Source organism: Levilactobacillus yiduensis, assembly GCF_024718525.1.
Classification (GTDB): Bacteria; Bacillota; Bacilli; order Lactobacillales; family Lactobacillaceae; genus Levilactobacillus; species Levilactobacillus yiduensis.
This window is the reverse complement of sequence record NZ_JAMXAZ010000007.1, coordinates 36726-61813: the sequence shown is the minus strand read 5'-3', so window position 1 is coordinate 61813 and position 25088 is coordinate 36726. Positions and strand designations below refer to the sequence as shown.

The window sequence follows — 25088 nt, the reverse complement described above, 5'->3', positions numbered from 1 at the left end:
ACATGAATGCTTGACTACCGCTTTCAAGGTGGTATGATAGCATCATAGTTGAAGGGGGCCAGTAGTGATGAAGGAAAAAGAATTACGCCGTTCACTAGCGGTTTTACCGATCGGAACGGTCATGAAGCTCACCAGCCTAACGGCGCGCCAGATTCGCTACTATGAGGCTCAGCAGTTGGTCTTTCCCGAACGCAACGAAGGGAACCGGCGGATGTATTCGTTAAATGATGTCGACCGGCTCTTGGAGATCAAGGATTATCTGGCTGACGGGGTCAATGTGGCGGGCATCAAAGCCATCTATGATCAGCAACAGCAGGCAGCCCAGGCGAAGGCCGCGGCGCAGCACCGTCCTTTAACGGATGAAGACGTCCGGCGGATCTTGCAGGATGAATTTATTCGTCAAGGCGGGTTGGGTCGCCCCACACCGGGGATGCATCGACCCCTTTAAGACAGGTATTGGATTTTAAAAAATAGCAGGGAGCGATTTTCATGGCAAAACCGGAATATTCCAAGGATGAGATTCGTCAGATGGCCAAGGACGAGAATGTTAAGTTCTTGCGGCTAATGTTCACTGATTTATTTGGGACCATTAAGAACGTGGAAGTACCCATCAGCCAACTCGGCAAGTTGCTCGATAACAAATTAATGTTTGACGGCTCCTCAATCGATGGCTTCGTTCGGATCGAAGAAAGTGACATGTACCTGTACCCCGACCTCTCCACCTGGATGATCTTCCCGTGGAGTACGGAACGGGGCAAGATTGCCCGCGTCATTTGTGAAGTCTACACGACTGATGGTAAGCCATTTGAAGGCGACCCACGGAACAACTTGATTCGTGTCTTAGGCGACATGCGCAAGGCCGGCTTCACGGACTTTAACATTGGGCCAGAACCTGAATTCTTCCTGTTCAAGATGGATGAAAACGGCAAGCCAACCACGGAACTCAACGACAAGGGGAGCTACTTTGACATGGCACCCATGGACTTGGGTGAAAACTGCCGGCGTGAAATCGTCTTGACGCTGGAAGAAATGGGCTTTGATGTCGAAGCAGCACACCATGAAGTTGCGCCAGGCCAACATGAAATCGACTTTAAGTATGCCGACGCCTTAGCTGCGGCGGATAACATCCAAACGTTCAAGCTGGTTGTGAAGACCATTGCGCGTAAATACGGCTTGTACGCAACGTTTATGCCAAAGCCACTGGCTGGTATCAACGGTTCCGGGATGCATTTGAACATGTCCTTGTTCCATGATCAAGGCAATGCCTTCTTCGACAAGAACGGTGAAATGGAATTGTCTGAAGACGCGTTCCACTTCCTGGGCGGCCTGTTAAAGCATGCACGCAGCTTCACGGCTATCTGCAACCCAATCGTAAACAGTTACAAGCGGCTGGTTCCAGGGTATGAAGCCCCCGTTTACGTGGCTTGGTCCGGTTCTAACCGGTCACCATTGATCCGGGTGCCTAACTCTCGTGGACTGTCCACCCGGTTGGAACTGCGGAGTGTTGACCCAGCAGCTAACCCATACCTGGCCATTGCGGCGGTACTGGAAGCCGGCTTGGATGGCTTGCGGAACAAATTGGCGCCACGTGAAGCCATTGACCGCAACATTTACCGCATGGATGCCGAAGAACGGCAAGAAAACCACATCACCAACCTGCCAGATACGCTGCACAACGCGTTGAAGGACTTGGCGGCTGACGACGTGATGCGCGGTGCCATGGGCAATCACTTGTATCAAAGCTTTATTGAAGCCAAGAATTTGGAATACAATTCTTACCGGACCCAAGTATCTGAATGGGAACGGGATCAATACCTGGAACTGTACTAATCCAGGAGCTGGTTGGGCGACTAACTTAAAATTTGAAAGAGAGCTGAGGCCTACTGGTCCTGGCTCTCTTTTTAGCAAACAGCTAATTTGTAGTTAACGGGCGAGTGTGGTGTGGTGCTGGCCGCCTTGCCGTTCGCTAGAGATGAGTTGGAACGCTGTGGGCGCCGGGGTGAGCCAAAGTGCGGTCTCACCCCTCAATTTGGAGCCGACAACCCGCGTCTCCAAATTGTCAGTTTTCTAACCAGCAAGCTGCTAAGAAAACTCCCACGGCTGAACTCATCTCTAGCGAACTATCGGCTACGGTAGTTGTAGCCCTAAACATGACTTTAGTCATCGGGTAACCGCATCAACTAAAAGTAGTTTTCACGATGCTTGATTCGCAGCGTGACATCTAGGCTAGTCCAAGGCAAATTGGTGTCTCACAACTGAATTGACTTTCCTGAAGAGAGTAGACAGGTTGCAACGAGTACGATTTCAAACGTCAGTGACGCCTGAATTCAGCGAGTTGGTTGGGCACGCACCACCGTAGCCGAGAGTTCGGCAACTATGAGCTCAGCCGTGGGGGTTCCCTTAGCGGTGGTTTTTACCGGTTAGGAAACTGGCGTCTTTGAGACGTGGTTTTTGGCTCAAAGCGAGGTCGAGACCGTCCCTTGGCTCGGCCGGTCCGCCCACAGCGACCTAGTCTCATAGTTGCCGAACGGTAAGGCGGCCAGCAACACAGGATGTTGCCAGCAAAATCAGGAGAAAAGGAAAAATTCCTGCTTTTCCCCTAAAACTTCAGGCAAACTGCTTTTTTCTCACAGATTTTTTGGTAACATGAAGATATAACCAAATGTTCACGGCAAGCGCTAGGGAACATCAGAATAATGAGGGATAATCCATGGAAAATCAAGAACAACAAGCTAGTGCCGCCGATACCTTAACACAGGCAATCGCCAACAAGCTCGATTACTTAAGCACACTACAGGCGGCGGTTCAGCACGGCGACGATCGCAAGGTCTATGAACTGTTGGACCAAGTACGTTACTACCAAGAAGTTAAGAAGACCCGTTCGACTCGGACCGTCAATCATCTGGCCGAGCTGGTCGACAATATTCACCCAGAAATCAGTCACTATTTAAGTGACAAATTGATTGACTATTTAGGCCACATCTACCCGTTCTTCTACTACGAAGAATACACCACGGGACTGTTCCACATTTACTTTGGGAACTGGTGGGACCGGCGTTTATTCGGCGACTTGGACGTGATCAACGTTCAGTTTAAGTTCGACGAAAAGGAATACCAAAAGCTCAAGGACTCATTTGCCTTAGAAGCGCACGGCCAACGGCTGAACACTGCCCAGATCGAATCCATTTCCGGACAAAGCGAGCAGTTACAACGCCTGGTCGATGCCCAGACTAAGCGGGACAACCAAAAGGCAGAGTTGCGCGAACAGCTGAAGGAAAACAGTTCCAAGAGCAGTATGCCTTGGGATTCCGGTAAGCTCAAAGACGAACGGCAAAACATCATTGACCAGTTGACCAAACTGGCGGACGAGGATGAACAAGCCTTGAACGCCCACAAGACCATTAAGGAAAATGATGACAAGATTTTGGTGCTGTCGAAAGAAGACACGATTTTGAATTACGAAAAGCAAAGTATTCGCGATGCCTTTGACGACTTTGAACATTTCGAAGCGCACAATGCGAGTCTGTATGCGGACTACTTAAACAGTTTGGTAGGCAAGAGTGAGGGCGAGGTGGCAGATAATGATTAATGAAAATGACCCCTCGACTTTGACGACTAGCGGTCGGTTATTGAACTATAACGACGCTATTAAAGATGGCCTGGAAACGGGACTGCGGTTCACCAAGCTGATGGACCAGCTGATCAAGACCACGGACCCGGACGAATTGGTCACTGCCGCGACGGAATTGGCAGACTTTAAGCTCGATTCCGATTACGTGACTTTTCCGCACCAGTACAGCAATGCCGATTACTACCTGCTGTTTATGTCACGCATGCTGGAGCTACACGACCAGGGTAAGAACGTCATCTTACAATCACGGGATCACCGCGAAGAACTGACCCAACAGCTAACACCGCTGGGTGACCGGGGGACCTTTAACTTCCGCGTTGAGACGTCCGAAAACGGCGGCGTCTACTACCGCGAACGGGCAACGGGGCAATCCCTGTTCTACCTGAATCTGGAACGTAAAATGTTCCGTTTCAACAGTCACGCGTTGACGCAACTCTTTATCATCGACCTCCACGATACGGTGCCGGCCGAAACGGTCAAGACGTCCGTTCAGATCTTAGTGGACTTTGCCCGCTACTTAAAAGAAGATTACGGTTACTCCGTGGACTTCAACTTGCTGGACGCCGCTAACCGGCAGAATTACGCCGTTCGGGCCGCAGATTTACCAGCTGGTGTGGTTGACCGCCTATTTGTGATGGCGGCCAAAGAAGATTACATGCTGACCAACGGTGTCAACGGCAATGGGGCGGAAATCGCTTTGGACCGTGGCGTCGTGGTCGATATCTTCAACAACCAATTGGAAGGGCAACCAGAGTGGGTCTTAACGGTCCACGATGACGACCAAAAGGTTTCTTGGTTCGACGTCTTACTGAAGTATCCCTTCATGCGTGACTGGTACTTAGAAAACTTAACGGACCTTGAGATCAAGTCAGATCCCCTGATTTTTGGCTAGGAGGGAAGTACGTGTTAGAGTTAGCAAAGTTAGTTCAACAATCAATCGCACTGGACGAGCAGATCACGCGAGACCGTGATATTGAGATGTCTCGCAAGTCGCAGATTGAAAATGCCTACGTGGCCTTGGACGTCGAACTCGCTGAGGTGGCCAACACCTCGGAGTGGTTCAAAGTTTGGAAGACGCACCGCGGGAAGGCGGATGCTGGTCAGACACCGGCAGAGACCTTATTAACGGAGTACACGGACGCCATGGATTTCTTTTTCCTGGTATCGGCTAAGAAGACCTGGACGCACCTGATCATGTTGACGGAAGAAGACCTGACCACGTTGGCTAACAGTCGGCCGGCCAAGGACTTGGACCAGCAGTATCTGATCTTAAAACGAATGCTGTTCAACAGCCACTTTGCTCACCGGCAAGAAGATTTCCGCCATGCCTGGCGGTTATTTCTGAAGTGGGGCTTTGTCGACTTCGGCTTCAGCCAAGATCAAATCCAAGCGGCCTACGAAGCCAAGCGCAAAGTCAACCTGGACCGCCAAGCTCACAATTACTAGGCGTCAACTCAGTGTCTGCGGCTGCTAGGGCTGGTCGCCTTACCGTTGCGCGAAAGCTAGGCTGGAACGCTGGGGGAGGACGCCCCGAGCCAAAGGGCGGTCTCGTGGCTTGCTTTGAACCGCAAAGACCGCGTTTCAAAGTCACCAATTTACCAGCCAGGGACGCTGCTAAATTCCCCGGCTGAGCCTAGTTTCGCTCCACTCACGGCTAACATTGTAGCGGACTATGACAAATCAGTATGGCTGCCTGATGGCGGTCGGTGATGGGGGTGTCCGCTACTTTGCCGGAGGAGGCCAGGGTGTAGCCAGCCGTGTCGACCCAGTTAGCCGGTGCTTTTTGCCGGGTTACTGGGTGGGGGTGACTCGGAAGACGCGCGGGGTTAGCGCGGCTTACGAGCAAACTGGAAGCCTGTTTCTTAGGCTGGAAGTGTCCCCCACAGCAGGCGGAATCCCTGGCAGCCGCAGGCAACTGGCATGATCAATGTAAGTATTACCGCAATATAGCGTAGAAATGGTGAAACTAAGGGACTGTGTACACGTTGGCACAGCCCCTTTCTAGCAGGAAAGGAGCGAGACCTATCAGTCAAAAAGACCCACGCGTCGTGCGGACCAACGAACGCCTGCGCCAGGCGCTGAGCACCTTGTTGCAACAGCAATCATTGAAGCAGATTTCCGTACAAAAGCTGACGCAAAAGGCGCAGATCACCCGGGGGACCTTCTACCTTCATTACAAGGACAAGCTGGATTTCTTGGAGCAAACGGAGCAGCAGGTCATTGATGAGTGGTTTGCAACCGCGAAGACCACGACGCTGACCCCACAGGGAGAGCCGATTACGGGCTTTGCCTTAGGGCCGGCATTGCGCTATGTGGATGAGCACCACCAAATTCTGTTGGTCTTGCTCCACCCGCAGTTCACCCAATTTCAGCCGCGGCTCTTACAACGTTTTGAACGCGAACTGTTAGCCTTTGGTCGGCAACTACCGGCACCGGCGGGGGATGACCCCCCCGTCGATATTCAAGCAGCATATTTGGCCACGGCATTTACCGGGCTGGTACACCATTGGTTAAATGATAATCGGCGGTACCGGCCAGAATTTTTAGCCCGAACTTTCTGTCAGCTGTTGGCGCCAGAAACCACGCCTCTGGCGACTTGGTTCGCGCCGGTGGGGATCGATTCTCCCGTGAATGCAGAAAAAGCTTGACACGAGGGTCCCCATCAAGTACAATTTTCATGTTGTATTTGTGGACTTCCACAGCTGCAACCGCTCGGGACGAGTTTTAAGTTTTCCGCTTGCGGAGCACTCGTTTTCGGCGAGTCTAAGTCTAATTATATGAAGGAGGTGCACATACATGTACGCAATTATCGTAACTGGCGGCAAGCAGTACAAGGTCGAAGCAGGCCAAGCTGTTTACGTCGAAAAGTTGAACGTTGAAGCTGGTGAAAAGGTTACTTTTGACCAAGTTGTCTTTGTCGGTGGCGACACGCCTAAGATTGGGACGCCAACTGTTGCTGGTGCAACCGTAACTGGAACTGTTGAAAAGCAGGGTCTGGAAAAGAAGGTTGTTACTTTCAAGTACAAGGCCAAGAAGGGCCAACACACGAAGAAGGGTCACCGACAACCATACACTAAGGTTGTCGTTGATGCTATCAACGCTTAAGCCTAACGAATAAAAGAGGCGATCTCGATGATTCATGCGACGGTCCATTATGGAGCGAACCGAATCAACTCATTTCAAATCACTGGCCACGCTGACTCAGGTGAGTATGGTCAAGACATTGTTTGCGCTGCGGTTTCGGTGCTTGCGATTACGACAGTTAACGGCTTACAGCGGGTCGCTGAGATTCCGGTGTCAGTCGAAAATCGTGATCAGGCGGGTGGCTTTCTGGAAGTTCACCTACCACCAAAGCTGGAAGCATCGACCGAATTGAAGGGACAAACACTCCTCCAGAGTTTTGCGGATGGGTTAAGAGATGTCGCCACAAATTACGCGGATTTTGTTGAATTTGTTGAAATCAAAGATTAAAATTGCGGAGGTGAAACTTATGCTGATGAACATGAACTTACAATTCTTCTCTCACCATAAAGGTGGTGGGTCCACTGCTAACGGTCGTGACTCTGCTGGTCGTCGTCTTGGGACGAAGGCTGCTGATGGTTCGACGGTTACCACTGGTTCTATCCTTTACCGCCAACGTGGGACGCACATCTACCCAGGCTTGAACGTAGGCCGCGGTGGTGACGATACGTTGTTTGCTAAGGCTGCTGGCGTCGTTAAATTCGAACGTCTTGGCCGTGACAAGCGTCAAGTATCCGTATACCCAGTTGCAGAAGAAGCAGCTAAATAACACGAGGTTTTCCTCGTAACGACTGAAGAGCTTGAGGCGAGACCAATTCGCTTTGAGTTCTTCTTTTTTCTCCCAATTTTTAAGGAGGCTGAGGTTAAATGACGACTAGAATCGAACGCCTGCAGGCCAAATTTGCAGGACTGAGCATTGATAGTTTTTTAGTTTCCTCCCCCAGTAATCAACGTTATCTGGTGGGAACCAGTGTCGAACCCGGCGACGGGTATTTGTTGGTCACGCAACATGACGCGGTGTTTATCACAGACGCCCGGTATGAAGCAGAACTGGCTAGCACGATGCCAACGGTGCCTAAGACCATTACCCGCGACTACTTACAAGCCGTAGATGATGCCTTAGAGGCTGCTGGTGCCACGGTACTGGGAATTGAAGATAGTTTAACCTTGGCCGAATTTGAGTGGCTAGACGAGCATTTAATGACGGATATCGTCCCACTCAAGGATGTCATCGACACGCTGCGGCAGGTGAAAGACCCGGCTGAGCTGGCTGCGATTCGCCGGGCCACGGCATTGACCAGTGAAGGCGTTCTCGCTTTGCTGGAGGTGTTGCGACCGGGGATGACCGAACGGCAGGCCGCCCAATGGCTGGAACGCTGGATGCAAGATCACGGCGCGACGGGGCCTAGTTTTGGCACGATTGTGGCCAGCGGCGTGCGTTCGGCTTGGCCTCATGGGCAGGCTAGCGATAAGGTCTTAGCGACCGGCGATCTGGTCACCATCGACTGTGGCTTTTACGTGGATGGCTACACCTCGGATCTGACGCGTACCGTTGCGTTAGGTGATCCGGGTACCGAACTGACGGCGGCTTACCATGCGGTCCAAACGGCTCAAGAAAAGATCATGGCGGCCGTGCGTCCTGGGGCCACCGGCGATGAACTCGACGTGGTGGGTCGGCAATACTTGACCGATCACGGCTATGGTCCAGCCTTTATTCACGGGACTGGCCACGGCATTGGGTTAGATATCCATGAAGGGCCCAACATTGGGCGGGGGTGGCCGGACGTTTTAGCGGCCAATGAGGTCATCACTGTCGAACCTGGCGTCTACTTTACTGGCAAGGGTGGCATCCGGATTGAGGATGATCTGCTGGTCACGGATACGGGTCACGAGGGATTGACGACCGTGCCACGAAATTTAATTATTTTGTAAGTGGCACACCAATCTTGCTTTTTATGGGTAAGAATTGATATTATAAAGAGGACATATTTTAGGAGGCTAACACATTATGGCAATTTCTACTGCTGATTTTAAAAATGGTTTAACTATTGAAGTCGATCACGCAATCTGGCGCATCATTGAATTCCAACACGTTAAGCCTGGTAAGGGTGGCGCTTTCGTTCGTTCAAAGCTGAAGAACTTACGGACGGGTGCTGTGCAAGAAAAGACTTTCCGTGCCGGTGCTAAGATGGAACAAGCGGACATCCAAACGCGTTCGATGCAATACCTGTACGAAGATGGCGACAACCGGGTCTTCATGGACACCGACAACTTCGAACAAATCGAAGTGCCTGGTGAACAGATCAAGGATCAATTGCCTTACTTACAAGAAAACATGAACGTTGACTTGGTCCAATACGGTTCCGAAGTTCTCGGTATCGAAGTACCAAACACGGTCGTTTTGGAAGTCGTTGCGACTGAACCTGGTATCAAGGGCAACACCGCTTCTGGTGGTTCCAAGCCAGCTACCATGAACACTGGTTTGGTTGTTCAAGTGCCTTTCTTCGTTAACGAAGGCGACAAGCTCTCCATCAACTCAACCGATGGGACTTACATTTCTCGCGCCTAGGTTTTACGATCCATTGAATCAGTAAGGGAGGGTCAACGAATGGCAGAAGATACTAATATTATTTTAGAATCCAAGGAACCTGCTTTGGGCAAAATCGAAGTGGCACCGCAAGTCCTCGAAATCATCGTCGGCATTGCGGCTAGTCAAACCGAAGGCGTCGCTCGGATGCGGGGTTCTTTAGCGAATAGCGTCACCGAACTGTTGGGTCGTAAGGAACAACATGGTAAGGGCGTGAAGCTGGTCTTTGACGGCGACGAATTAGCAGTTGACGTTTACGTTTACTTGAACTACGGGGTAGCGGTTCCCAAGGTTGCCTTGGCCATTCAAGATAACGTGAAGCAACAATTGTTGTTCATGACGGACCTCAAGCTGCGCGAAGTAAACGTGCACGTTGAGGGCGTCATTCCCGAAAAGACGGCGCAACAGGTCGACCCTGATAACCTGTTTAACCAGAGCGATGAAGGAGACAGTGACCAAAAGTGACACTTACACGACATCAAATTCGGGAACGTGCATTTCAAATGCTCTTTGCACTGAATGCCAATCCTGATGCCGATCACGATGCGTTGTATCAACGTGTCTTGACGGATGACCCCGACCAAACCGTTCCGGTGCCTGAGTACCTCCAAACGCTGGTAACTGGCGTGTTGGCACACCAAGCTGACTTGGATGCCAAGATCGACCAGTACCTGAGCACGGGCTGGCAACTCAAGCGGATCGCCAAGACTGACTTGGTGATCATGCGGATCGCTTTTTATGAAATTGACTACGTGGAAGACGTGCCGAACAGAGTCGCCGTCAACGAAGCCTTGGAATTAGCCAAGAACTTCAGTGATGACCGTTCTCGTCGGTTCATCAACGGGGTGCTCGCGCACACGTTGGATGAACCTTTGGATTCACAATCCTAGTCACAAATCGACTGACTGCTAATATTTAGTGGTCGGTCTTTTTTGTATTGACTAAAGGTTGTGAATGCCAAAACACCTGGTAATAAGTAGCTGGCCGCCGTCCGTCCGCCAAATATGAGCCGGAACGCGGTGGGCGGCGGGACGAGCCACAGAGCGGTCTCGTCTCCTCGACTTTGAGCCGAAGACCACGTCTCAAAGTCGCCAGTTCCCTAACCGGCGTGAACCGTGCCGCTAAGGGAACTCCCACGGCTGAGCTCATATTTGGCGGACTCCCGGCTACGGGGGTGTTTTACTGTAATTGGGCTAATCCTTGGTGACAGGTGAACTGCAATCAGATCTGACCTGATTCGGGAGTACTGACAAGTGGCAATACCGGCGCCAGTATTTAGTGCCCCTGTGTCGGCTCAGTTAGGGGAATATCGCTGGAATGGTACCGTTCACTACGTTAGTGGGCGAACGGTCAGGCGGCCAGCACGGACCATCTTACGTTCGCGGACTAATCTTGTCGCCTAGCCGGCCCATTTTAACGACAAAAAGTTGAGTCATTCAACGGGTAGTGTGCGGTTCATTTTGCGACGTGATGCAGTCCCGTTTTCAGGTCAACTATGCTAAAATGGAAGATAACTTGAAATTTACGGGAGGAAGTACTTCATGACGACCATTATCGACGGTAAACAACTGGCCAAGGACCTCAACGCGCAGACTAAGGATCGGGTGGCAAACCTGGCACAACGGGGCATCATTCCCGGATTAGCAGTCATTATCGTGGGTGAGGACCCCGCCAGCGCCATTTACGTGCGCAATAAGCACAAGAAGGCCGGCCAACTGGGCATCAACTCAGTCGTACGGCAGCTTCCCGCAACGATTTCACAAGCAGAACTCTTACAAGTTGTGGCCGAATACAACCAAGATCCCAAGATTCACGGTATCCTGGTGCAATCCCCATTACCCGCTGGACTGGACGAACAAGCCGTGGTGGCACACATCGACCCGGACAAGGACGTGGATGGCTTCCACCCGCTGAACGTGGGCAAGTTATTTGCAAATTTACCGGGGCACCATCCCGTATCTTGCACACCGCGAGGCATCATGACCATGCTGGAGTCACTGCACACGCATTTACGTGGTAAACGGGCGGTGGTGGTCGGCCGCAGTATGATTGTTGGCCGGCCAATGGCATCCATGCTGTTGAATGCCGATATGACGGTCAGCGTCGCCCACGTGTACACCAAGGATCTGAGCGAACTGACGCAACAGGCGGACGTTTTGGTGGTGGCCACGGGGGTCACGCATCTGATTAAAGAAACGGACGTGAAGCCTGGTGCCATCGTGATCGACGTTGGGATGGACCGGGATGAGAACGGTAAATTGACCGGCGACGTGGACTTTGATGGCGTCGTGAAACGGGCGGGCGCGATTACGCCAGTACCCGGTGGCGTCGGGCCAATGACGATTGCGACCCTGATGCAACAGACGGTTGACCTTTGTGAGTGGAGTGAGGAACGTGGCACAAACTGATTATTTAACGGTCACAGCGCTGACCCAATATTTAAAGCGCAAATTCGACGTGGACCCGTACCTGGGGAAAGTCTACCTAACGGGGGAAATCTCTAATTTTCGGCTGCGGCCTCACGCCCACCAGTATTTCAGCCTCAAGGACGACCACGCCAAAATCAGCGCGATCATGTTCAAGTCGGCCTTTGAAAAGTTGAAATTCACCCCGGAAACGGGGATGAAGGTACTGGTGACCGGCCGTATTTCCCTGTATGAACCAACTGGTAACTATCAAATCTACGTGGAACGGATGGAACCAGATGGGGTTGGTCAGCTGTACCAGGCTTATGAACAGCTGAAACAAAAATTGGCCGATGAGGGCTTATTTACCGCGCCCAAGCGGCCATTACCCCGCTTTCCCAAACGCATTGCCGTGGTGACCAGTCCGAGTGGGGCCGTGATTCGAGATATCATCACGACCACTCGGCGGCGTTACCCCATCGCCCAGATTGTGTTATATCCAGCGGTAGTCCAGGGTGACGCGGCTGCACCTGACATCGTCCGCCAGATTCAGCGGGCCAATGCCAACGGGTCGTTTGACACGCTGATCATTGGCCGGGGTGGTGGGTCGATCGAAGACCTGTGGCCCTTCAATGAGGAAAGCGTGGCCCGGGCCATCGCTGCCAGTCGCTTGCCGATTATTTCTTCGGTCGGGCACGAGACGGATACCACGATTGCTGACTTGGTAGCCGATGTCCGGGCGGCAACGCCCACTGCAGCGGCTGAATTGGCGGTGCCAGTCCTAAACGATGAACTGCTTAAGCTCAGCCAGCAACGCACGCGGCTGTACAATGCGATGAACAACCGCATCAATTTCCAACAAGAACGTTTGAATAAATTAATGACGGCCTACGTGTTCCGCCAGCCCCAACGGCTGTACGAAACCTACGTCCAGCGTTTAGACCGCGCACAACAGGCGTTGGGACAAACGATGCAGACGCAACTGCGCCAGCGCAAGCAACGATTCCAATTGGCCCAACAAGGGTTGCGGAGCCAATCGCCATTGGAACGGGTGCACCGTGACCAGTTGACCGTGAGTCAGACGACGGCCCGGCTGAACACCGAAGCCAAGCGCTACCTGACGACAAAACAGGAGCACGTGGCCCAACTGATCAATGGACTGGATTATTTAAGTCCACTGAAGATCATGGGCCGGGGCTACAGTTACGTGACGCAAAATGACCACGTGGTTAAGAGCGTTACGGACCTGAAGCCGGCCCCAGCCACGATTCACCTGAGTGACGGCACGGCGGAAGCAGACATCAAAACAATCACACCAGCAACGGAGGATAATCATGAGTGAGGAAAAACAACCAACTTTTGAAGAAAATTTAACCACTTTAGAGACCATCGTGTCCCAACTGGAACAAGGCGACATTCCCTTGGAACAAGCCCTCGACCAATTTCAAAAAGGGGTGGCGTTGAGCAAGAGCCTGCAAGCGACTTTACAGGATGCGGAAAAGACGTTGACGACCATGATGAACGATTCTGACCAAGAAGTCGCCTTTGAAACGCCACAAGGGGGCAATGGGGATGCCGATTGATTCACGGCTCCAAACATTTGAGACGACCTGGGTCCCGCGGCTAAATGCTCCACTGGCGGATGCAATTGCGGCCGACAGTGGGGATGCGCGGTTGGCCGAGGCCATGAGCTACTCCGTTTTAGCTGGGGGCAAACGCTTGCGGCCACTATTGACCGTGGCGACGATGCAGACGCTGGGCGCCACCTTTGACGAAGACCGCGATTGGCGGCCGGTCATGGCGCTGGAACTGCTGCATACTTATTCGTTGATTCACGACGATCTGCCAGCGATGGACAATGATGCCCTGCGCCGGGGTGAGCCGACCAACCACATGAAATTTGGTGCTGGGATGGCCACGCTGGCCGGGGATGGCCTGTTAACGTTGGCCTTTCAGTGGTTAACGGCCACGGATCTGCCGGCGGAGACCAGCGCGGCACTGGTTCAAGCATTGGCCGTGGCGGCTGGTCCCCACGGAATGGTCGCGGGTCAGGCCAAGGATATTCAAAATGAACACGTGGACCTACCGATGGATCGGTTGCGGGTATTACACCGTGAAAAGACCGGTGCTTTGCTCCATTACGCCGTACAGGCTGGTTTAATCTTAGCCGGTGCGCCGCAAAGTCAGCGGGAACCTTTATTGCGGTTTGCGGATGCCTTTGGACTGGCCTTTCAGATCTACGATGACATCTTAGACGTGGTCAGCACGCCAGCCGAGCTGGGGAAGGCCACGCAGAAGGACGCCGGTGAGGCCAAGAATACCTATCCGGGTAAGCTGGGCTTGACGGGGGCTAATCAGGCGCTGATCAAGACGATTGCGCAGGGGCAAGCCGCCCTAGCTGACCTGCCAGCTACGGTAGATACCAGTCTGTTGGCAGCGTTCTTTAGTTACTTTGATACGAAACGGGTGAAATAAATGAAAAAGAAGCGGGTCGCAGATCTACTGGTCGAACAAGGCTTGTATACGTCTTTAGATGACGCCAAACGGGCCGTCATGGCGGGTGAAATTCTGGGGACGAACGAGGAACGGCTGGATAAACCAGGGTCGTTGATTCCGATTGATACGGAGTTGCATTTGAAGGGTCATCCCTTGCCATACGTGTCACGGGGCGGGTTCAAGCTGGCCAAGGCACTGAAGGCCTTCGACATCGACGTGACCGACCGCATTGTCTTGGACATTGGTTCGTCGACCGGGGGCTTCACCGACGTGATGTTGCAAAACGGGGCCAAGCTTAGCTATGCGCTCGATGTTGGCAGTAACCAGCTGGTCTGGAAGCTCCGGCAAGATCCGCGCGTCATCGTCATGGAGCACACCAATTTCCGCTACAGTAAGTTAGCTGACTTCACCAAGGGCCAACCGACATTTGCCTCGATCGACGTGTCGTTTATTTCATTAAAAATGATTTTGCCACCGCTGAAGGCGATTTTGGCGGTAAATGGCGACGTGGTAGCGTTGATCAAGCCACAATTTGAGGCCGACCGCGAAGACGTGGGCAGTCACGGTATCGTCCGTGATCGCAACGCGCATACACAAGTGGTACAGATGATTATCGACTTTGCCGTGGCGACCGGGTACAGCGTTTTAGGCCTCGATTTCTCACCGATTCGTGGGGGAGAGGGCAATATTGAGTTCCTCGTTCATTTACGCTCAGTTGATAAACATGCAGTTTGTGCAAGTTCGGTATCGGTGGCTGACACGATTGCGGCCGCCTACAAAGGCTTAAAGCAATAGATTATGAGAAATTTATGAGAATTTACTTTCCAAATACTTAGGTCTGGTATATGATAAGATTATGCATTTTTATCACATAAGGGGGGCTAGGTATGAAGAAGCAGGAACGCCAGCAATTGCTCAAACGATTACTGACATCACGAGAAATTGAACGACAAGAGGATTTTGTCCGGCTATTGGATGAGGATGGGATTCACGTGACGCAGGCGACTATTTCACGGGATATCAAGGAGATGCAGCTGGTCAAACTCCCAGCAGAATCCGGGGGTTACCGCTACAGTCTACCCGTCCAGAAAAAAATCGATACCCAAAAGAAGTTGCAGCGCACCTTACAAAACGCTTACATATCCTTCGCGGTCCAAGACCAATTCACGATTCTCAAGGTCTTGCCCGGTAACGGCCCAGTAATTGCGTCACTACTGGACCAGATGCGTTATGAATTCGTGTTTGGCACGGTGGGCGATGACAGTTCCGTCTTGACCGTTTGTGTTTCTCACCAGGGTGCCTTACAATTAGAAAAGACGATTGACCGCATGCTTGCGGATTAGCAAGACCAGACCACGACTGACGACCAGCAAGAGCTGACGAAGCAGCAGTGGTCTTTTATTTAGGGGGTCACAACGTGTTACAAGAGCTGTCTATTAAAAATTTTGCCATCATCGACCAACTCGACGTGGCGTTTAAAAATGGCATGACCGTTCTCACTGGGGAAACGGGTGCCGGAAAATCAATCATCATCGACGCCGTGGGCTTATTGGCTGGCGGCCGCGGGTCGGCGAATTTTGTGCGGACCGGGACCGATAAGGCCGTCATTCAAGGGAGCTTCGTGTTTCCTGAAGGTGGCACCACGTATCAGGTCTTAGACGACCTGGGCATCGATCATGACGATGGGAGTGTCATCTTACAACGCGAGATTCATCAAAACGGGCGCAATACCTGTCGGGTCAACGGGATGCTGGTCAATACCAACACGCTCAAGCGCATTGGTGAAACGGCCGTGGATATTCACGGTCAAAATGAACATCAGGAGCTCATGCAGCCAGAAAAACACCTGGGGATGCTGGACGAATTTGCCGGCGCCACGGTGGCCAAGCTGCGGCAGCGGTACCAAGCAGTCTACGAACAATACACGCAGCTGCGGGCGACGCTGGAAAATAAGCGGGCGAATGAAAAGGAGTGGGCACAGCACCTAGACATGCTTAAATTTCAGGTCAATGAAATTGAGTCCGCTCAGCTTGAACCGGGGGAAGAGGACAACTTGGTTGCGGAACGCGACCGGTTGGACAACTTTCAAAAAATCAATGATGCACTACAGCTGGTCCAAGTCACACTTACGGGCGAAGATACTGCACCAGGTGCGACCGACCAGATCAGTGGCGCCATGCAGGCGATGCAAGGCATTGCGGACTTTGATCCGGCCTTCAAACAGATTGCCAGCAGTTTGGAAACGGCCTACTACGCGTTGAGCGACGCGGTGGGTGATGTGTCGTCACAATTGGACCTGCTGGAATGGGACGAGGGCCGCTTAGACGAGATTGAACGGCGCTTGGACGTCATCAACCAGTTAAAGCGTAAATACGGCGACTCCGAAGCCCAGGTCTTGAAGTACTTTGACAAGATTGCGACTGAATTGAAGCAGATGCAAGCCACCGATGAGACGGCCGATGATTTGGAAGGTCAAGTGGCCACCCAACGCACGACGTTGTTAAAGCTGGGTGAACAGCTCAGCAAGGCACGCCAACAAGCGGCCGAAAAGCTGGAAGCAGCGATTCACGGTGAACTGGCTGATCTGTACATGGATAAGACGGTCTTTGCCGTGCACTTCACCCGTTCCAAGTCCCAACCGATTTTGAGTACGGGGTTGGACCATGTCGAATTTTATCTGCGCACCAATCCGGGTGAAGCCATGCGGCCGTTAGCCAAGATTGCGTCCGGTGGGGAACTATCACGGATCATGTTGGCCTTGAAGACGATTTTCTCCGAGTCCCAAGGAATCACGTCGATTATCTTTGACGAAGTGGATACCGGGGTTAGTGGCCGGGTGGCACAGGCCATCGCTGAGAAGATCAGCGGGATTGCACGGGCCTCGCAAGTGTTATGTATCACGCATTTGCCCCAGGTCGCCGCGATGGCCGACCATCACTACTTCATCGCTAAAGAAATCGTGGGCAACCGTACCGAGACCAAGTTGACCCGGCTGAGTGAAAAGGACCGTATCAGCGAAATCGCCCGCATGTCGGCCGGTACCCAGGTCACGAAACTGGCGTTGGAACACGCCAATGAGTTGCTGGGGTTAGCTGATGAGGTTAAGGCAAAACATGTGAAGAAAAAGAAATGATTTAAAAAATGACGTCGCCTGCAATTTGGGGCGACGTCATTTTAGTAGGTTAGATTGCGTTTATTTAGTTAATTAACAAATTTCATACGATTATATTCGTTTGTTGCGTTATACTTAAAACAAATGTAACAAGTCGAATGAGGTGTGAGAAATGTTAAAACGGATAGGGTTGGGTTTACTGAGCTTGGGTGTCGCATTTTTAATGTTGTGGGGATTTCAGATTAAAGCTAGTGCAGACAACATAGACAGTCACGTGACGGGGTTGGATGCACCAAGCAAAATTGAAGAGGAGACTGGGAACAATACTTATACAGAAGTTACGGACAAGACGGCGCCGCTGAAGTCGGGGCAGAATTACAGGTTGACCTATTCTTGGACGGTGACCGATGGGTCCAAGGTTAGTGATGGTGACACAACGACAGTAACGCTACCTGAGTCGGCGAGTCATGGAATGGTGACCTTCCCGGTGACAACCAGTGATCAGAATCATACTGTAGTTGGTCAGTTTAAGTTAGATTCGGATTCGGGTCATACTGCAACTATTCAATTCAACGACGCGTTAGCTAATGCCAATGTTTACCATCAAGGAAGTTTAAGCTTTAATGTAACAGGAACTGCAGATGATACTAGTTCTGACAATGATGATTATGTTGTTGCTAAGAATGGTTGGATTCAGGATAGTGATTTCAATGCGGCTGGTATTCCTACGCAAGCGGTCTGGCAAATTGTCCTTAATCCAGCGGCTAACAATATGGGTACCGTGACCTTAACTGACACGTTGGGCGCTTATCAGTCTTATGCCGATGGTTTTAAAGCAACAGATGATGCAACCGGGGAAATATTAAAACCAACAGTTAGTGTTGACGGTTCAAAGTTAACCATTACTTTTGCCAAGGTTACCAGTAAGATAACATTGAGTTACTATACAAAAGTGGACGTTGATCATTTCAGTGGGACGACAAGTGGTTTTCTCAGTAATAGTGTTAATTTAGTAGCCGAAAATGGTGAAACAGGTAGTGCAGGCACGGACCCAGGTTCAGGAACTAATCCAGATAACCCGACCATAACTGGAGATTCACATAAGAATGTTCAGTGGGGTGGTTCTGCGGAAATTGATGGGACTTATATCGGTAACGTTAAATTGACGAAGTCGGCGTCTGACGGTACGAGGCTGAATGGTGCTGAATATAAACTGCAAAAACTAAATGAAAGTACGAAGATGTTTGAAGATTACCAGACCAAACTGACAACTGAAAGCACGTCTGAAGGTGAAGGGGTCCTCAATGATTATGGCTTACCAGTGGGTACCTATCAATTTATTGAGACTAAGGCGCCCAGCGGTTATCAAATTAATCTCACCCCAGTTGCGTTTACAATCAGTCCTACCGATGCCTCTGCTCAACAATCAGTTCAGCAAGTAGACACTAAGGGGTCTGTTAAATTAACGAAAGTAGATAAGCAGTCTCAGGAAAAATTGCAAGGTGCTCAGTATCAACTAGCGTATGATTCAGGATGGGATGATCACAAGGCCAATTCGCTAGTCACGACAGAGTCATACACAACGGGTACTGATGGTACCTTGACAGTTATGGGGCTCGCACCAGGAGACTACGAATTCGTTGAGGAACAAGCACCAACGAGCTATCAATTAAATCGAACACCGATTCCGTTCACCATTGATGAGACACAGCAGGCTGAGAATACAGTTTCGGTTGAACAGGAAGACGAGCCGAATAATGAGTCTACTAGCAGTTCGGAGAATAGTGATAGTTTGACGTCGTCTAATTCGATTGTTGAAAGTGGCAGTTCTAGCAAAATAAGTGATTCGAGCAACCCGAGCGTTTCAAGTAATTCTCTGAGTTATTCGTCGGAGAGTTCACAATCAGCTGTCTCCTCGGTTGATAGCAGCCATAACGTGTACTCGGTCACATCCAGTAGCTCTGAGAGTTCGACCGATAATAAGGAAAGCCAGGCAGATAAGACTAGTTTTAGTTCGTCGTCAAATGGCTCTTCTGACGATTTGAACACTGCGGGTAATCAGAACACGCCAACCCACCAAGACTCAGGATCAAGTCGACACCATCACAGCTTGGCTGACCAGGTATTGCCTAAGACCAACGAAGCCAAGACTATTTATGGCGCAATTGGTGGGCTGTTATTACTTGGCAGTGGCCTCAGCCTCTGGCAATACCGCCGCACCCGGAAAAATTAAAATAGGTCTAAAAAACGACCACGGTAGAATCCAAAATTCTATCATGGTCGTTTGACTTACTTCACGCGTTGGACCGACCGCAACAGGGCGGGGGTCACAATGGTGGCGAGCTGTTTAGTTTGTTTTAAAATGAGGTGACCAGCGGCGTCTTCTTTTAGCTGGCCAATAACTGTGGCAGGGGCGACGTCTGGAGCGGCCTTGAATTGGAGCCGGACCAGGTAATGGCGGTCCATGGCTTGCTGAATAAACATCGCCAACTGGAAGTCAGGCATCTGGGCGTAAATGACTTGGCCATCAATGACCGGTAACGGACTGAAAAGCTCCTGTGACATGGTGGCTACCCGATCAGACAGGGTAACGCGTTTTGCGATTGAATTTTGCATGCTGATCACCTCGAACGTTTGTTTGTATTTTTATTATACGAACGTTTGTTTGAGATTGCAAGCCTTTTTGTTCGATTATTTTGCTCATTACGGGAACATCCCGGTCCAACTGGCTTTGGCTGCCTTAAGACGACTACTTATTTTTTCTCGGACCGTTTTTACCGTTAGTGGTGACCTGTTCGCCAAGCCGAGTAGCGGTGACTGACGTTTCCCAATCCCAGCGTAGGCAGTCCGCACCGGTTTTTTTCGAGAAATAGGCCGGATATGCAGTATTTACCGCTGAATAGTGGTAATATAGTAACCTATAGATTATAGTTCGCGCCAAGCAATCTGGTGCTAACCGTCGACCTGAATTTGGGGAACGGCGGATTAATTAAATTTTGTGATGAAGGGATTTTTAAACGATGGCTAAACGTGGAATGCTCATTGTGCTCTCGGGTCCTTCCGGAGTTGGTAAGGGAACGGTTCGTAAGGCGCTATTTGAAACGGGGGCGACCGACTTTTCGTACTCGATTTCAATGACCACCCGGAAACCGCGGGAAGGCGAAGTCAATGGTGTCGACTACTACTTTGTCTCGAAGGAAGAATTTGAAGAGAACATTCGTAATGGGGAAATGCTGGAGTACGCCAAGTATGTTGACAACTACTACGGTACCCCGTTAAAATATGTAAATGAGACCCTTGATCAGGGAAAAGATGTTTTCTTGGAAATTGAAGTCAATGGGGCCATGCAGGTTCGGGCCAACTGCCCAGACGCTGTGTTCGTTTTCCTGACGCCACCGGACTTGATGGAATTAAAACACCGCCTGATCGGTCGGGGCACAGATGCCATGGACGTCATTAACAAGCGTATCAAGAAGGCTGTTGGTGAGATTCGGATGATGCGTAACTACGACTATGCCGTGGTCAACGACGAGGTCAGCAAGGCTGTTGACCGCATCCAGATGATTATCCGCAGTGAACGTTTACGGGTAACCCGGGTCATGCCGGATTACGAACAAATGATTGGAGACGAATAAAAGATGTTACTTTATCCCTCAGTTGATGATTTATTAGCACAAGTTGATTCCCGTTACTCTTTGATTATGCTGGCTAGTAAGCGGGCCCACGAGTTGGACGCCGGTGCCAAGCCACTCTTGACCGATTACAAGTCGCCCAAGACGATTGGTCGGGCATTGGAAGAAATCGCTGCCGGTGCTTTAATGATCGATCCGGACGAAAAGGATCTGGACGCCTAAGTTTGGCGGTTCAGGAAAGACCAGGTTGCCGTTGGGTAATCTGGCCTTTTTTATCAAGGTAGTGGCAAGTTGAATTGGAGGGAACGCAATGTTTGCAGATAAACACATCACCTTGACCGTCAGTGGTAGTGTCGCGGCGTACAAAGCCGCCTTGTTGGCGCGGGAGTTGGAACGCGCGGGGGCCACGGTACGCATCGTGTTGACCGCGGGGGCGGCCCAGTTTGTGACGGCGGCGACCTTTGCGGCGTTGACCAAGGCGCCAGTCATGACGGATGAAAATTGGTGGCAGGCCCAAGGACAGATCGCCCACGTAGAACTGGCAGACTGGACGGACCTGGCGATTGCGGCCCCGGCCTCGGCCAACCTGATGGCCCAACTGGCCAACGGCTTGGCCAACGACGCCGCTAGTGCCACCTGGCTAGCGACCGCTGCACCCAAGGTCGTCGTACCGGCCATGAACAGCCACATGTGGCAGGCCCCGGCAACTCAGCGCAACGTCCAGTTGTTACAAACCGATGGGACCCATGTGCTCACGCCGGCGACCGGCCAACTGGCTGAAGGCTATTCGGGACAGGGGCGTTTCTTAGAACCCGCCGAGATCGTTGCTCAGGTCAGTCAACTGGGACTCTTCACGCCCCAAACCTTAACCGGCAAACGGGTCATCGTCACGGCGGGGGGGACGCGCGAACGCCTCGATCCCGTGCGCTTTTTGACCAACGACTCGTCCGGCAAAATGGGATACGCCGTGGCCGCCGCCGCACGACAGGCGGGTGCTGACGTGACGCTGATCACAGCCCCCACTAAGCTGACGGTCCCCGCTGGCGTGACCGTGGTGCCGATTCAAAGTACCACGGATCTCTCACAAGCAGTTCTGTCCGCCTTCCCTAAGGCCGATGCACTGGTCATGGCCGCGGCCGTTGCCGATTTCCAACCGGAAGTTACGGCTGACCAGAAGATCAAAAAGACGGCTGACAACGATGAATTTATTTTAAAACTCAAGAAAACACCCGATATTTTAAAACAAGTGGCAGCCATCAAGCACCCTGGCCAGGTAACGGTGGGCTTTGCCGCTGAGACGCAAAATTTGCTGGCAAACGGGCAAAAGAAGCTTGAAAGCAAGTCACTAGACCTATTGGCCGCCAACGACGTCTCTCGAACCGACATCGGCTTTAACGGGGATGACAATCAGGTCACCTTCATCATGCCAGATGGCGTGACCGACCAGACGCCTAAGACCAGCAAAGTTTTGATTGCCCGGGCATTAGTCGACCGGGTCGCCCAATTATTAGCAGAAAAGTGAGGTGAGTCACCATGGCCCAGATTGGCCAAATTATCGTTGATGTGCCAACCATGCAGACGAATGAACCTTATTCCTACGCCATTCCAGCCGAATTAGAACATCAAGTACAGCTGGGGATGCGGGTCACGGTGCCGTTTGGTCGCGGTCATCGCGTGGTGTCAGGCGTCGTGGTCGGTCTTAGCGACGCAACGACTTTTGATGGCGAACTGAAGCCGATTCAGTCTGTCTTGGACCTGGCGCCCGTCTTAGATGATGAGCTCCAACAGCTGGCCAAATGGCTGGCAGACACGACCTATGCCTTTCGCATCACCTGTATCCAGACCATGTTACCGAACCTCTTGAAGGCCCAAACGGAACGGCAGATTCAACCGACCGAACCGTTGTCTGCGGCTGACATGCAGACGTATTTCCCAGATGGGGCGCCGCGGGACTTTGATACTAGCAAATTAGATGCCAGTACGTTGGCCGGGCTGTTACGCCTGCAACGCGCCGGCAAGGTCGAGGTGGTCTACCAAGTGACCAGCAAGGCGGCCGCCAAGACCACGACGGGCATCAAGCCGGCGTTACCGGTCGCCAAGCTTCAGGAGATTCAGGCAACGGTTGCCAAGAAGGCGCCGAAGCAAGCCGAGTTATTGGCGTATTTACAGACGATGGCACCGGACAAATTAGTGGCCCAAAGCCAAGTCAGTCACGCCGCTGATGTCAGCACGGCGGTCATTTCAACCGCTGCGGATAAGGGGTGGCTGGTCAAACAGCCGTTAGAAGTCTACCGTGATCCGTTCCATCAACCGGTCAAGCCGACGCAGCCTTTACAACTCAATGTCGAGCAACAGACGGCCGTGACGGCAATCACCAGTGCCGTTGATGACCAGCGCACCGAGAATTTTCTGGTCGAAGGGGTCACCGGGAGTGGGAAGACGGAGGTCTACCTGCAAAGTATCGCGGTAGCGCTCCAACAACAGCGCACGGCCTTGATGCTGGTCCCAGAAATTGCCCTAACGCCGCAAATGGTCAACCGGGTCAAGGCCCGCTTTGGCCACCAGGTTGCCGTGTTACACAGTGGCCTGTCCAAGGGTGAGCAGTACGACGAGTGGCGCCGCATCGACCGCGGGGAAGCCACTGTGGTCGTGGGGGCGCGCTCAGCCGTGTTTGCCCCCGTCCGCAACCTCGGGATTATTATCATGGATGAGGAACATGAAAGTAGTTATAAACAAGATGAAAATCCGCGTTACCACGCTCGAGACGTGGCCCTGTGGCGGGGCCGCTACAACCACTGTCCCGTCGTGTTGGGCAGCGCCACGCCGTCCCTGGAAACACGGGCCCGCGCAGCCAAGGGCCTGTACACGCGGCTGGTTTTGGCCAAACGGGTCAACGACCACCCGCTGCCGACGGTCCACATCGTTGACATGCGCGAAGAGGTCAAGCAACGCAGCGAAGGGGATTTCTCCCAGCCGCTGATCAACGCGATTCAAACGCGCTTGGACCGGCAAGAACAAATGGTCTTGATGCTCAATCGGCGGGGATACTCGTCGTTTGTCATGTGTCGGGACTGTGGCTTTGTGCTGAAATGCCCCAACTGCGATATTTCCCTGACACTTCACATGGATACCCACACCATGAAGTGCCACTACTGCGGCCACGAAGAAGCCATTCCTCACGTTTGCCCCAACTGCCATAGCCGTAAGATTCGGTACTACGGCACCGGGACCCAGAAGGTGGAAACGGCTTTGCAAAAGGAATTTCCCACAGCTCGTATCTTGCGGATGGACGTGGATTCAACGCGGCGCAAGGGGGCCCACGAAAAGATCCTGCGGCAGTTTGGCCAACACCAAGCTGATATTTTACTGGGCACGCAAATGATTGCCAAGGGGCTGGACTTTCCTAACGTCACGCTGGTGGGCGTGTTAAACGCCGACACGGCGCTCGGCCTACCTGATTTTCGGGCGAGTGAGCGGACCTTCCAGCTGTTAACGCAGGTCAGTGGTCGAGCCGGGCGGGCGCAAAAGCCAGGTGAGGTGTTCATCCAGACCTTCAACCCGGACCATTACGCTATCGAACTGGCCCAGCAACAGGACTACGAGCGCTTCTTCGTCACGGAGATGCACATGCGGCATCAGGGCAATTACCCGCCGTATTACTTCGCGGTCCAGCTGACGGCCAGTCACGAGGACGAGGCGAAGGCGGCCAAGGCGATGTATCAAATCGTGGGTCAACTGCAAAAGGGTCTCAGCGACAACGCAATTATCTTAGGGCCGACGCCCAAGGCGATTGCGCGGGTCAAGCGGAAGTATTATTATCAAGTTGTGATCAAATATAAAAAGGAACCGCAGCTCAAGGCGGTGCTGGAAAAGATCCGCCAAGCGGCCCAAATCCCGGCCCGCCACGGCCTGACCATCACCATCGACCCCGAGCCGATGAACTTTATGTAACAAGAGCATGTCAGTTGTCTCCGGCGGTTGTTGCCAAGAGGTAAAACGGGTTGTTGATCGTTAGCGGGATAGTCGGTAGTAATTAGACGCTTGAGCGTTCTATGCCGGTGTCATTCCTGCTAGTTCACCAGCAACAGTGGCGGTGCTCACTAAAACGCTGACAGTTATTGTCGGTGTGAGTAGGCATCGTTGCTGGCAACTGCTAACGTAGCCGAGAGTTCGCCAAGTATGGGCTCAGCCGTGGGAGTTGTCT

General features: G+C 52.1%; 26 protein-coding genes and 1 other annotated feature. Of the genes, 25 read left to right on the top strand and 1 reads right to left on the bottom strand.

Annotation, left to right across the window (positions count from 1 at the left end; genetic code table 11):
- The first annotated feature begins 67 nt into the window (after positions 1–67).
- The 21 genes from NGM66_RS05760 to NGM66_RS05660 all read left to right on the top strand — a co-directional run bounded on the left by NGM66_RS05760 (position 68) and on the right by NGM66_RS05660 (position 19485).
- Positions 68–448: a MerR family transcriptional regulator gene (locus NGM66_RS05760; RefSeq protein ID WP_208909862.1), complete on the top strand. Its 381-nt coding sequence runs from the start codon at positions 68–70 to the stop codon at positions 446–448.
- Positions 449–489: 41 nt separating this feature from the next.
- Positions 490–1830, top strand: a complete 1341-nt coding sequence (gene glnA, locus NGM66_RS05755) for a type I glutamate--ammonia ligase (RefSeq protein ID WP_258115444.1) — start codon at positions 490–492, stop codon at positions 1828–1830.
- 880 nt (positions 1831–2710) lie between these two features.
- Positions 2711–3589, top strand: coding sequence for an exonuclease SbcC (locus NGM66_RS05750; protein WP_208909859.1), 879 nt, complete (start codon positions 2711–2713; stop codon positions 3587–3589).
- Positions 3582–4523, top strand: coding sequence for a hypothetical protein (locus tag NGM66_RS05745; RefSeq protein WP_208909857.1), 942 nt, complete (start codon positions 3582–3584; stop codon positions 4521–4523). Before NGM66_RS05750 ends, NGM66_RS05745 begins: the two co-directional genes overlap by 8 nt.
- Positions 4524–4534: 11 nt before the next feature.
- Positions 4535–5077, top strand: a complete 543-nt coding sequence (locus NGM66_RS05740; protein WP_208909855.1) for a dUTPase — start codon at positions 4535–4537, stop codon at positions 5075–5077.
- Positions 5078–5679: 602 nt separating this feature from the next.
- The gene (locus NGM66_RS05735) at positions 5680–6279 is read left to right on the top strand and encodes a TetR/AcrR family transcriptional regulator (protein WP_258115443.1); all 600 of its coding nucleotides are present in this window, start codon (positions 5680–5682) and stop codon (positions 6277–6279) included.
- A 48-nt stretch (positions 6280–6327) separates the two neighbouring features.
- Positions 6328–6406, top strand: a sequence feature (ribosomal protein L21 leader region).
- A 21-nt stretch (positions 6407–6427) separates the two neighbouring features.
- Entirely contained in the window at positions 6428–6736 is a 309-nt protein-coding gene (rplU, locus tag NGM66_RS05730) for a 50S ribosomal protein L21 (protein ID WP_011667708.1), read from the top strand.
- Between the two features lie 27 nt (positions 6737–6763).
- A complete protein-coding gene (locus NGM66_RS05725) occupies positions 6764–7102 on the top strand; it encodes a ribosomal-processing cysteine protease Prp (RefSeq protein WP_208909853.1) in 339 nt (112 codons plus the stop codon).
- A gap of 25 nt (positions 7103–7127) precedes the next feature.
- Entirely contained in the window at positions 7128–7421 is a 294-nt protein-coding gene (gene rpmA / locus NGM66_RS05720) for a 50S ribosomal protein L27 (RefSeq protein ID WP_125575279.1), read from the top strand.
- Between the two features lie 98 nt (positions 7422–7519).
- Positions 7520–8584 (top strand): M24 family metallopeptidase, encoded by a 1065-nt coding sequence (locus tag NGM66_RS05715; protein WP_258115442.1) that lies wholly within the window; start codon positions 7520–7522, stop codon positions 8582–8584.
- Positions 8585–8660: 76 nt separating this feature from the next.
- A complete protein-coding gene (gene efp / locus NGM66_RS05710; protein WP_125575197.1) occupies positions 8661–9221 on the top strand; it encodes an elongation factor P in 561 nt (186 codons plus the stop codon).
- Between the two features lie 39 nt (positions 9222–9260).
- Complete coding sequence (locus NGM66_RS05705; RefSeq protein ID WP_208909850.1) at positions 9261–9704, top strand: Asp23/Gls24 family envelope stress response protein; 444 nt, start codon at positions 9261–9263, stop codon at positions 9702–9704.
- A complete protein-coding gene (gene nusB, locus NGM66_RS05700; RefSeq protein WP_135367947.1) occupies positions 9701–10129 on the top strand; it encodes a transcription antitermination factor NusB in 429 nt (142 codons plus the stop codon). The genes NGM66_RS05705 and nusB overlap by 4 nt, the downstream gene beginning before the upstream one ends.
- Positions 10130–10780: 651 nt before the next feature.
- Positions 10781–11647 carry a bifunctional methylenetetrahydrofolate dehydrogenase/methenyltetrahydrofolate cyclohydrolase FolD gene (folD, locus tag NGM66_RS05695; RefSeq protein WP_208909848.1) on the top strand — a complete coding sequence of 289 codons (867 nt, stop codon included), beginning with the start codon at positions 10781–10783 and terminating at the stop codon, positions 11645–11647.
- The gene (xseA, locus tag NGM66_RS05690; RefSeq protein ID WP_208909835.1) at positions 11634–12986 is read left to right on the top strand and encodes an exodeoxyribonuclease VII large subunit; all 1353 of its coding nucleotides are present in this window, start codon (positions 11634–11636) and stop codon (positions 12984–12986) included. The genes folD and xseA overlap by 14 nt, the downstream gene beginning before the upstream one ends.
- Entirely contained in the window at positions 12979–13227 is a 249-nt protein-coding gene (locus NGM66_RS05685; RefSeq protein WP_208909834.1) for an exodeoxyribonuclease VII small subunit, read from the top strand. Before xseA ends, NGM66_RS05685 begins: the two co-directional genes overlap by 8 nt.
- Positions 13217–14119, top strand: coding sequence for a polyprenyl synthetase family protein (locus tag NGM66_RS05680; protein WP_208909833.1), 903 nt, complete (start codon positions 13217–13219; stop codon positions 14117–14119). The genes NGM66_RS05685 and NGM66_RS05680 overlap by 11 nt, the downstream gene beginning before the upstream one ends.
- Positions 14120–14935: a TlyA family RNA methyltransferase gene (locus NGM66_RS05675; RefSeq protein WP_208909832.1), complete on the top strand. Its 816-nt coding sequence runs from the start codon at positions 14120–14122 to the stop codon at positions 14933–14935.
- A gap of 92 nt (positions 14936–15027) precedes the next feature.
- Positions 15028–15483, top strand: coding sequence for an arginine repressor (locus NGM66_RS05670; RefSeq protein WP_208909831.1), 456 nt, complete (start codon positions 15028–15030; stop codon positions 15481–15483).
- A 74-nt stretch (positions 15484–15557) separates the two neighbouring features.
- Positions 15558–17273 carry a DNA repair protein RecN gene (gene recN / locus NGM66_RS05665; protein ID WP_208909830.1) on the top strand — a complete coding sequence of 572 codons (1716 nt, stop codon included), beginning with the start codon at positions 15558–15560 and terminating at the stop codon, positions 17271–17273.
- 151 nt (positions 17274–17424) lie between these two features.
- Positions 17425–19485, top strand: a complete 2061-nt coding sequence (locus NGM66_RS05660; protein ID WP_208909828.1) for an MSCRAMM family protein — start codon at positions 17425–17427, stop codon at positions 19483–19485.
- A gap of 56 nt (positions 19486–19541) precedes the next feature.
- Here the strand turns inward: NGM66_RS05660 and NGM66_RS05655 are convergent, their stop codons facing one another.
- Positions 19542–19868: a hypothetical protein gene (locus tag NGM66_RS05655; protein WP_208909826.1), complete on the bottom strand. Its 327-nt coding sequence runs from the start codon at positions 19866–19868 to the stop codon at positions 19542–19544.
- Between the two features lie 404 nt (positions 19869–20272).
- Between NGM66_RS05655 and gmk the strand changes: the two genes are divergently transcribed.
- From gmk to priA, 4 genes are all read left to right on the top strand, one after another.
- Entirely contained in the window at positions 20273–20887 is a 615-nt protein-coding gene (gene gmk / locus NGM66_RS05650) for a guanylate kinase (RefSeq protein WP_208909824.1), read from the top strand.
- Between the two features lie 3 nt (positions 20888–20890).
- Positions 20891–21106: a DNA-directed RNA polymerase subunit omega gene (gene rpoZ, locus NGM66_RS05645; RefSeq protein ID WP_061776946.1), complete on the top strand. Its 216-nt coding sequence runs from the start codon at positions 20891–20893 to the stop codon at positions 21104–21106.
- Positions 21107–21194: 88 nt separating this feature from the next.
- Positions 21195–22406: a bifunctional phosphopantothenoylcysteine decarboxylase/phosphopantothenate--cysteine ligase CoaBC gene (coaBC, locus tag NGM66_RS05640; protein WP_208909821.1), complete on the top strand. Its 1212-nt coding sequence runs from the start codon at positions 21195–21197 to the stop codon at positions 22404–22406.
- An 11-nt stretch (positions 22407–22417) separates the two neighbouring features.
- Positions 22418–24835, top strand: coding sequence for a primosomal protein N' (gene priA / locus NGM66_RS05635; RefSeq protein WP_208909819.1), 2418 nt, complete (start codon positions 22418–22420; stop codon positions 24833–24835).
- Positions 24836–25088 lie beyond the last annotated feature (253 nt).

Excerpts from the sequence above, each read along its gene's own strand:
- coaBC (WP_208909821.1), top strand. The coding sequence starts at position 21,195 with ATGTTTGCAGATAAACACATCACCTTGACCGTCAGTGGTAGTGTCGCG.
- NGM66_RS05670 (WP_208909831.1), top strand. The coding sequence starts at position 15,028 with ATGAAGAAGCAGGAACGCCAGCAATTGCTCAAACGATTACTGACATCA.
- NGM66_RS05750 (WP_208909859.1), top strand. The coding sequence starts at position 2,711 with ATGGAAAATCAAGAACAACAAGCTAGTGCCGCCGATACCTTAACACAG.
- NGM66_RS05760 (WP_208909862.1), top strand. The coding sequence starts at position 68 with ATGAAGGAAAAAGAATTACGCCGTTCACTAGCGGTTTTACCGATCGGA.
- NGM66_RS05725 (WP_208909853.1), top strand. The coding sequence starts at position 6,764 with ATGATTCATGCGACGGTCCATTATGGAGCGAACCGAATCAACTCATTT.
- efp (WP_125575197.1), top strand. The coding sequence starts at position 8,661 with ATGGCAATTTCTACTGCTGATTTTAAAAATGGTTTAACTATTGAAGTC.
- priA (WP_208909819.1), top strand. The coding sequence starts at position 22,418 with ATGGCCCAGATTGGCCAAATTATCGTTGATGTGCCAACCATGCAGACG.
- folD (WP_208909848.1), top strand. The coding sequence starts at position 10,781 with ATGACGACCATTATCGACGGTAAACAACTGGCCAAGGACCTCAACGCG.
- rplU (WP_011667708.1), top strand. The coding sequence starts at position 6,428 with ATGTACGCAATTATCGTAACTGGCGGCAAGCAGTACAAGGTCGAAGCA.
- NGM66_RS05715 (WP_258115442.1), top strand. The coding sequence starts at position 7,520 with ATGACGACTAGAATCGAACGCCTGCAGGCCAAATTTGCAGGACTGAGC.
- NGM66_RS05685 (WP_208909834.1), top strand. The coding sequence starts at position 12,979 with ATGAGTGAGGAAAAACAACCAACTTTTGAAGAAAATTTAACCACTTTA.
- gmk (WP_208909824.1), top strand. The coding sequence starts at position 20,273 with ATGGCTAAACGTGGAATGCTCATTGTGCTCTCGGGTCCTTCCGGAGTT.
- NGM66_RS05655 (WP_208909826.1), bottom strand. The coding sequence starts at position 19,868 with ATGCAAAATTCAATCGCAAAACGCGTTACCCTGTCTGATCGGGTAGCC.
- NGM66_RS05675 (WP_208909832.1), top strand. The coding sequence starts at position 14,120 with ATGAAAAAGAAGCGGGTCGCAGATCTACTGGTCGAACAAGGCTTGTAT.
- NGM66_RS05660 (WP_208909828.1), top strand. The coding sequence starts at position 17,425 with ATGTTAAAACGGATAGGGTTGGGTTTACTGAGCTTGGGTGTCGCATTT.
- rpoZ (WP_061776946.1), top strand. The coding sequence starts at position 20,891 with ATGTTACTTTATCCCTCAGTTGATGATTTATTAGCACAAGTTGATTCC.
- rpmA (WP_125575279.1), top strand. The coding sequence starts at position 7,128 with ATGAACATGAACTTACAATTCTTCTCTCACCATAAAGGTGGTGGGTCC.
- NGM66_RS05705 (WP_208909850.1), top strand. The coding sequence starts at position 9,261 with ATGGCAGAAGATACTAATATTATTTTAGAATCCAAGGAACCTGCTTTG.
- NGM66_RS05680 (WP_208909833.1), top strand. The coding sequence starts at position 13,217 with ATGCCGATTGATTCACGGCTCCAAACATTTGAGACGACCTGGGTCCCG.
- NGM66_RS05745 (WP_208909857.1), top strand. The coding sequence starts at position 3,582 with ATGATTAATGAAAATGACCCCTCGACTTTGACGACTAGCGGTCGGTTA.
- glnA (WP_258115444.1), top strand. The coding sequence starts at position 490 with ATGGCAAAACCGGAATATTCCAAGGATGAGATTCGTCAGATGGCCAAG.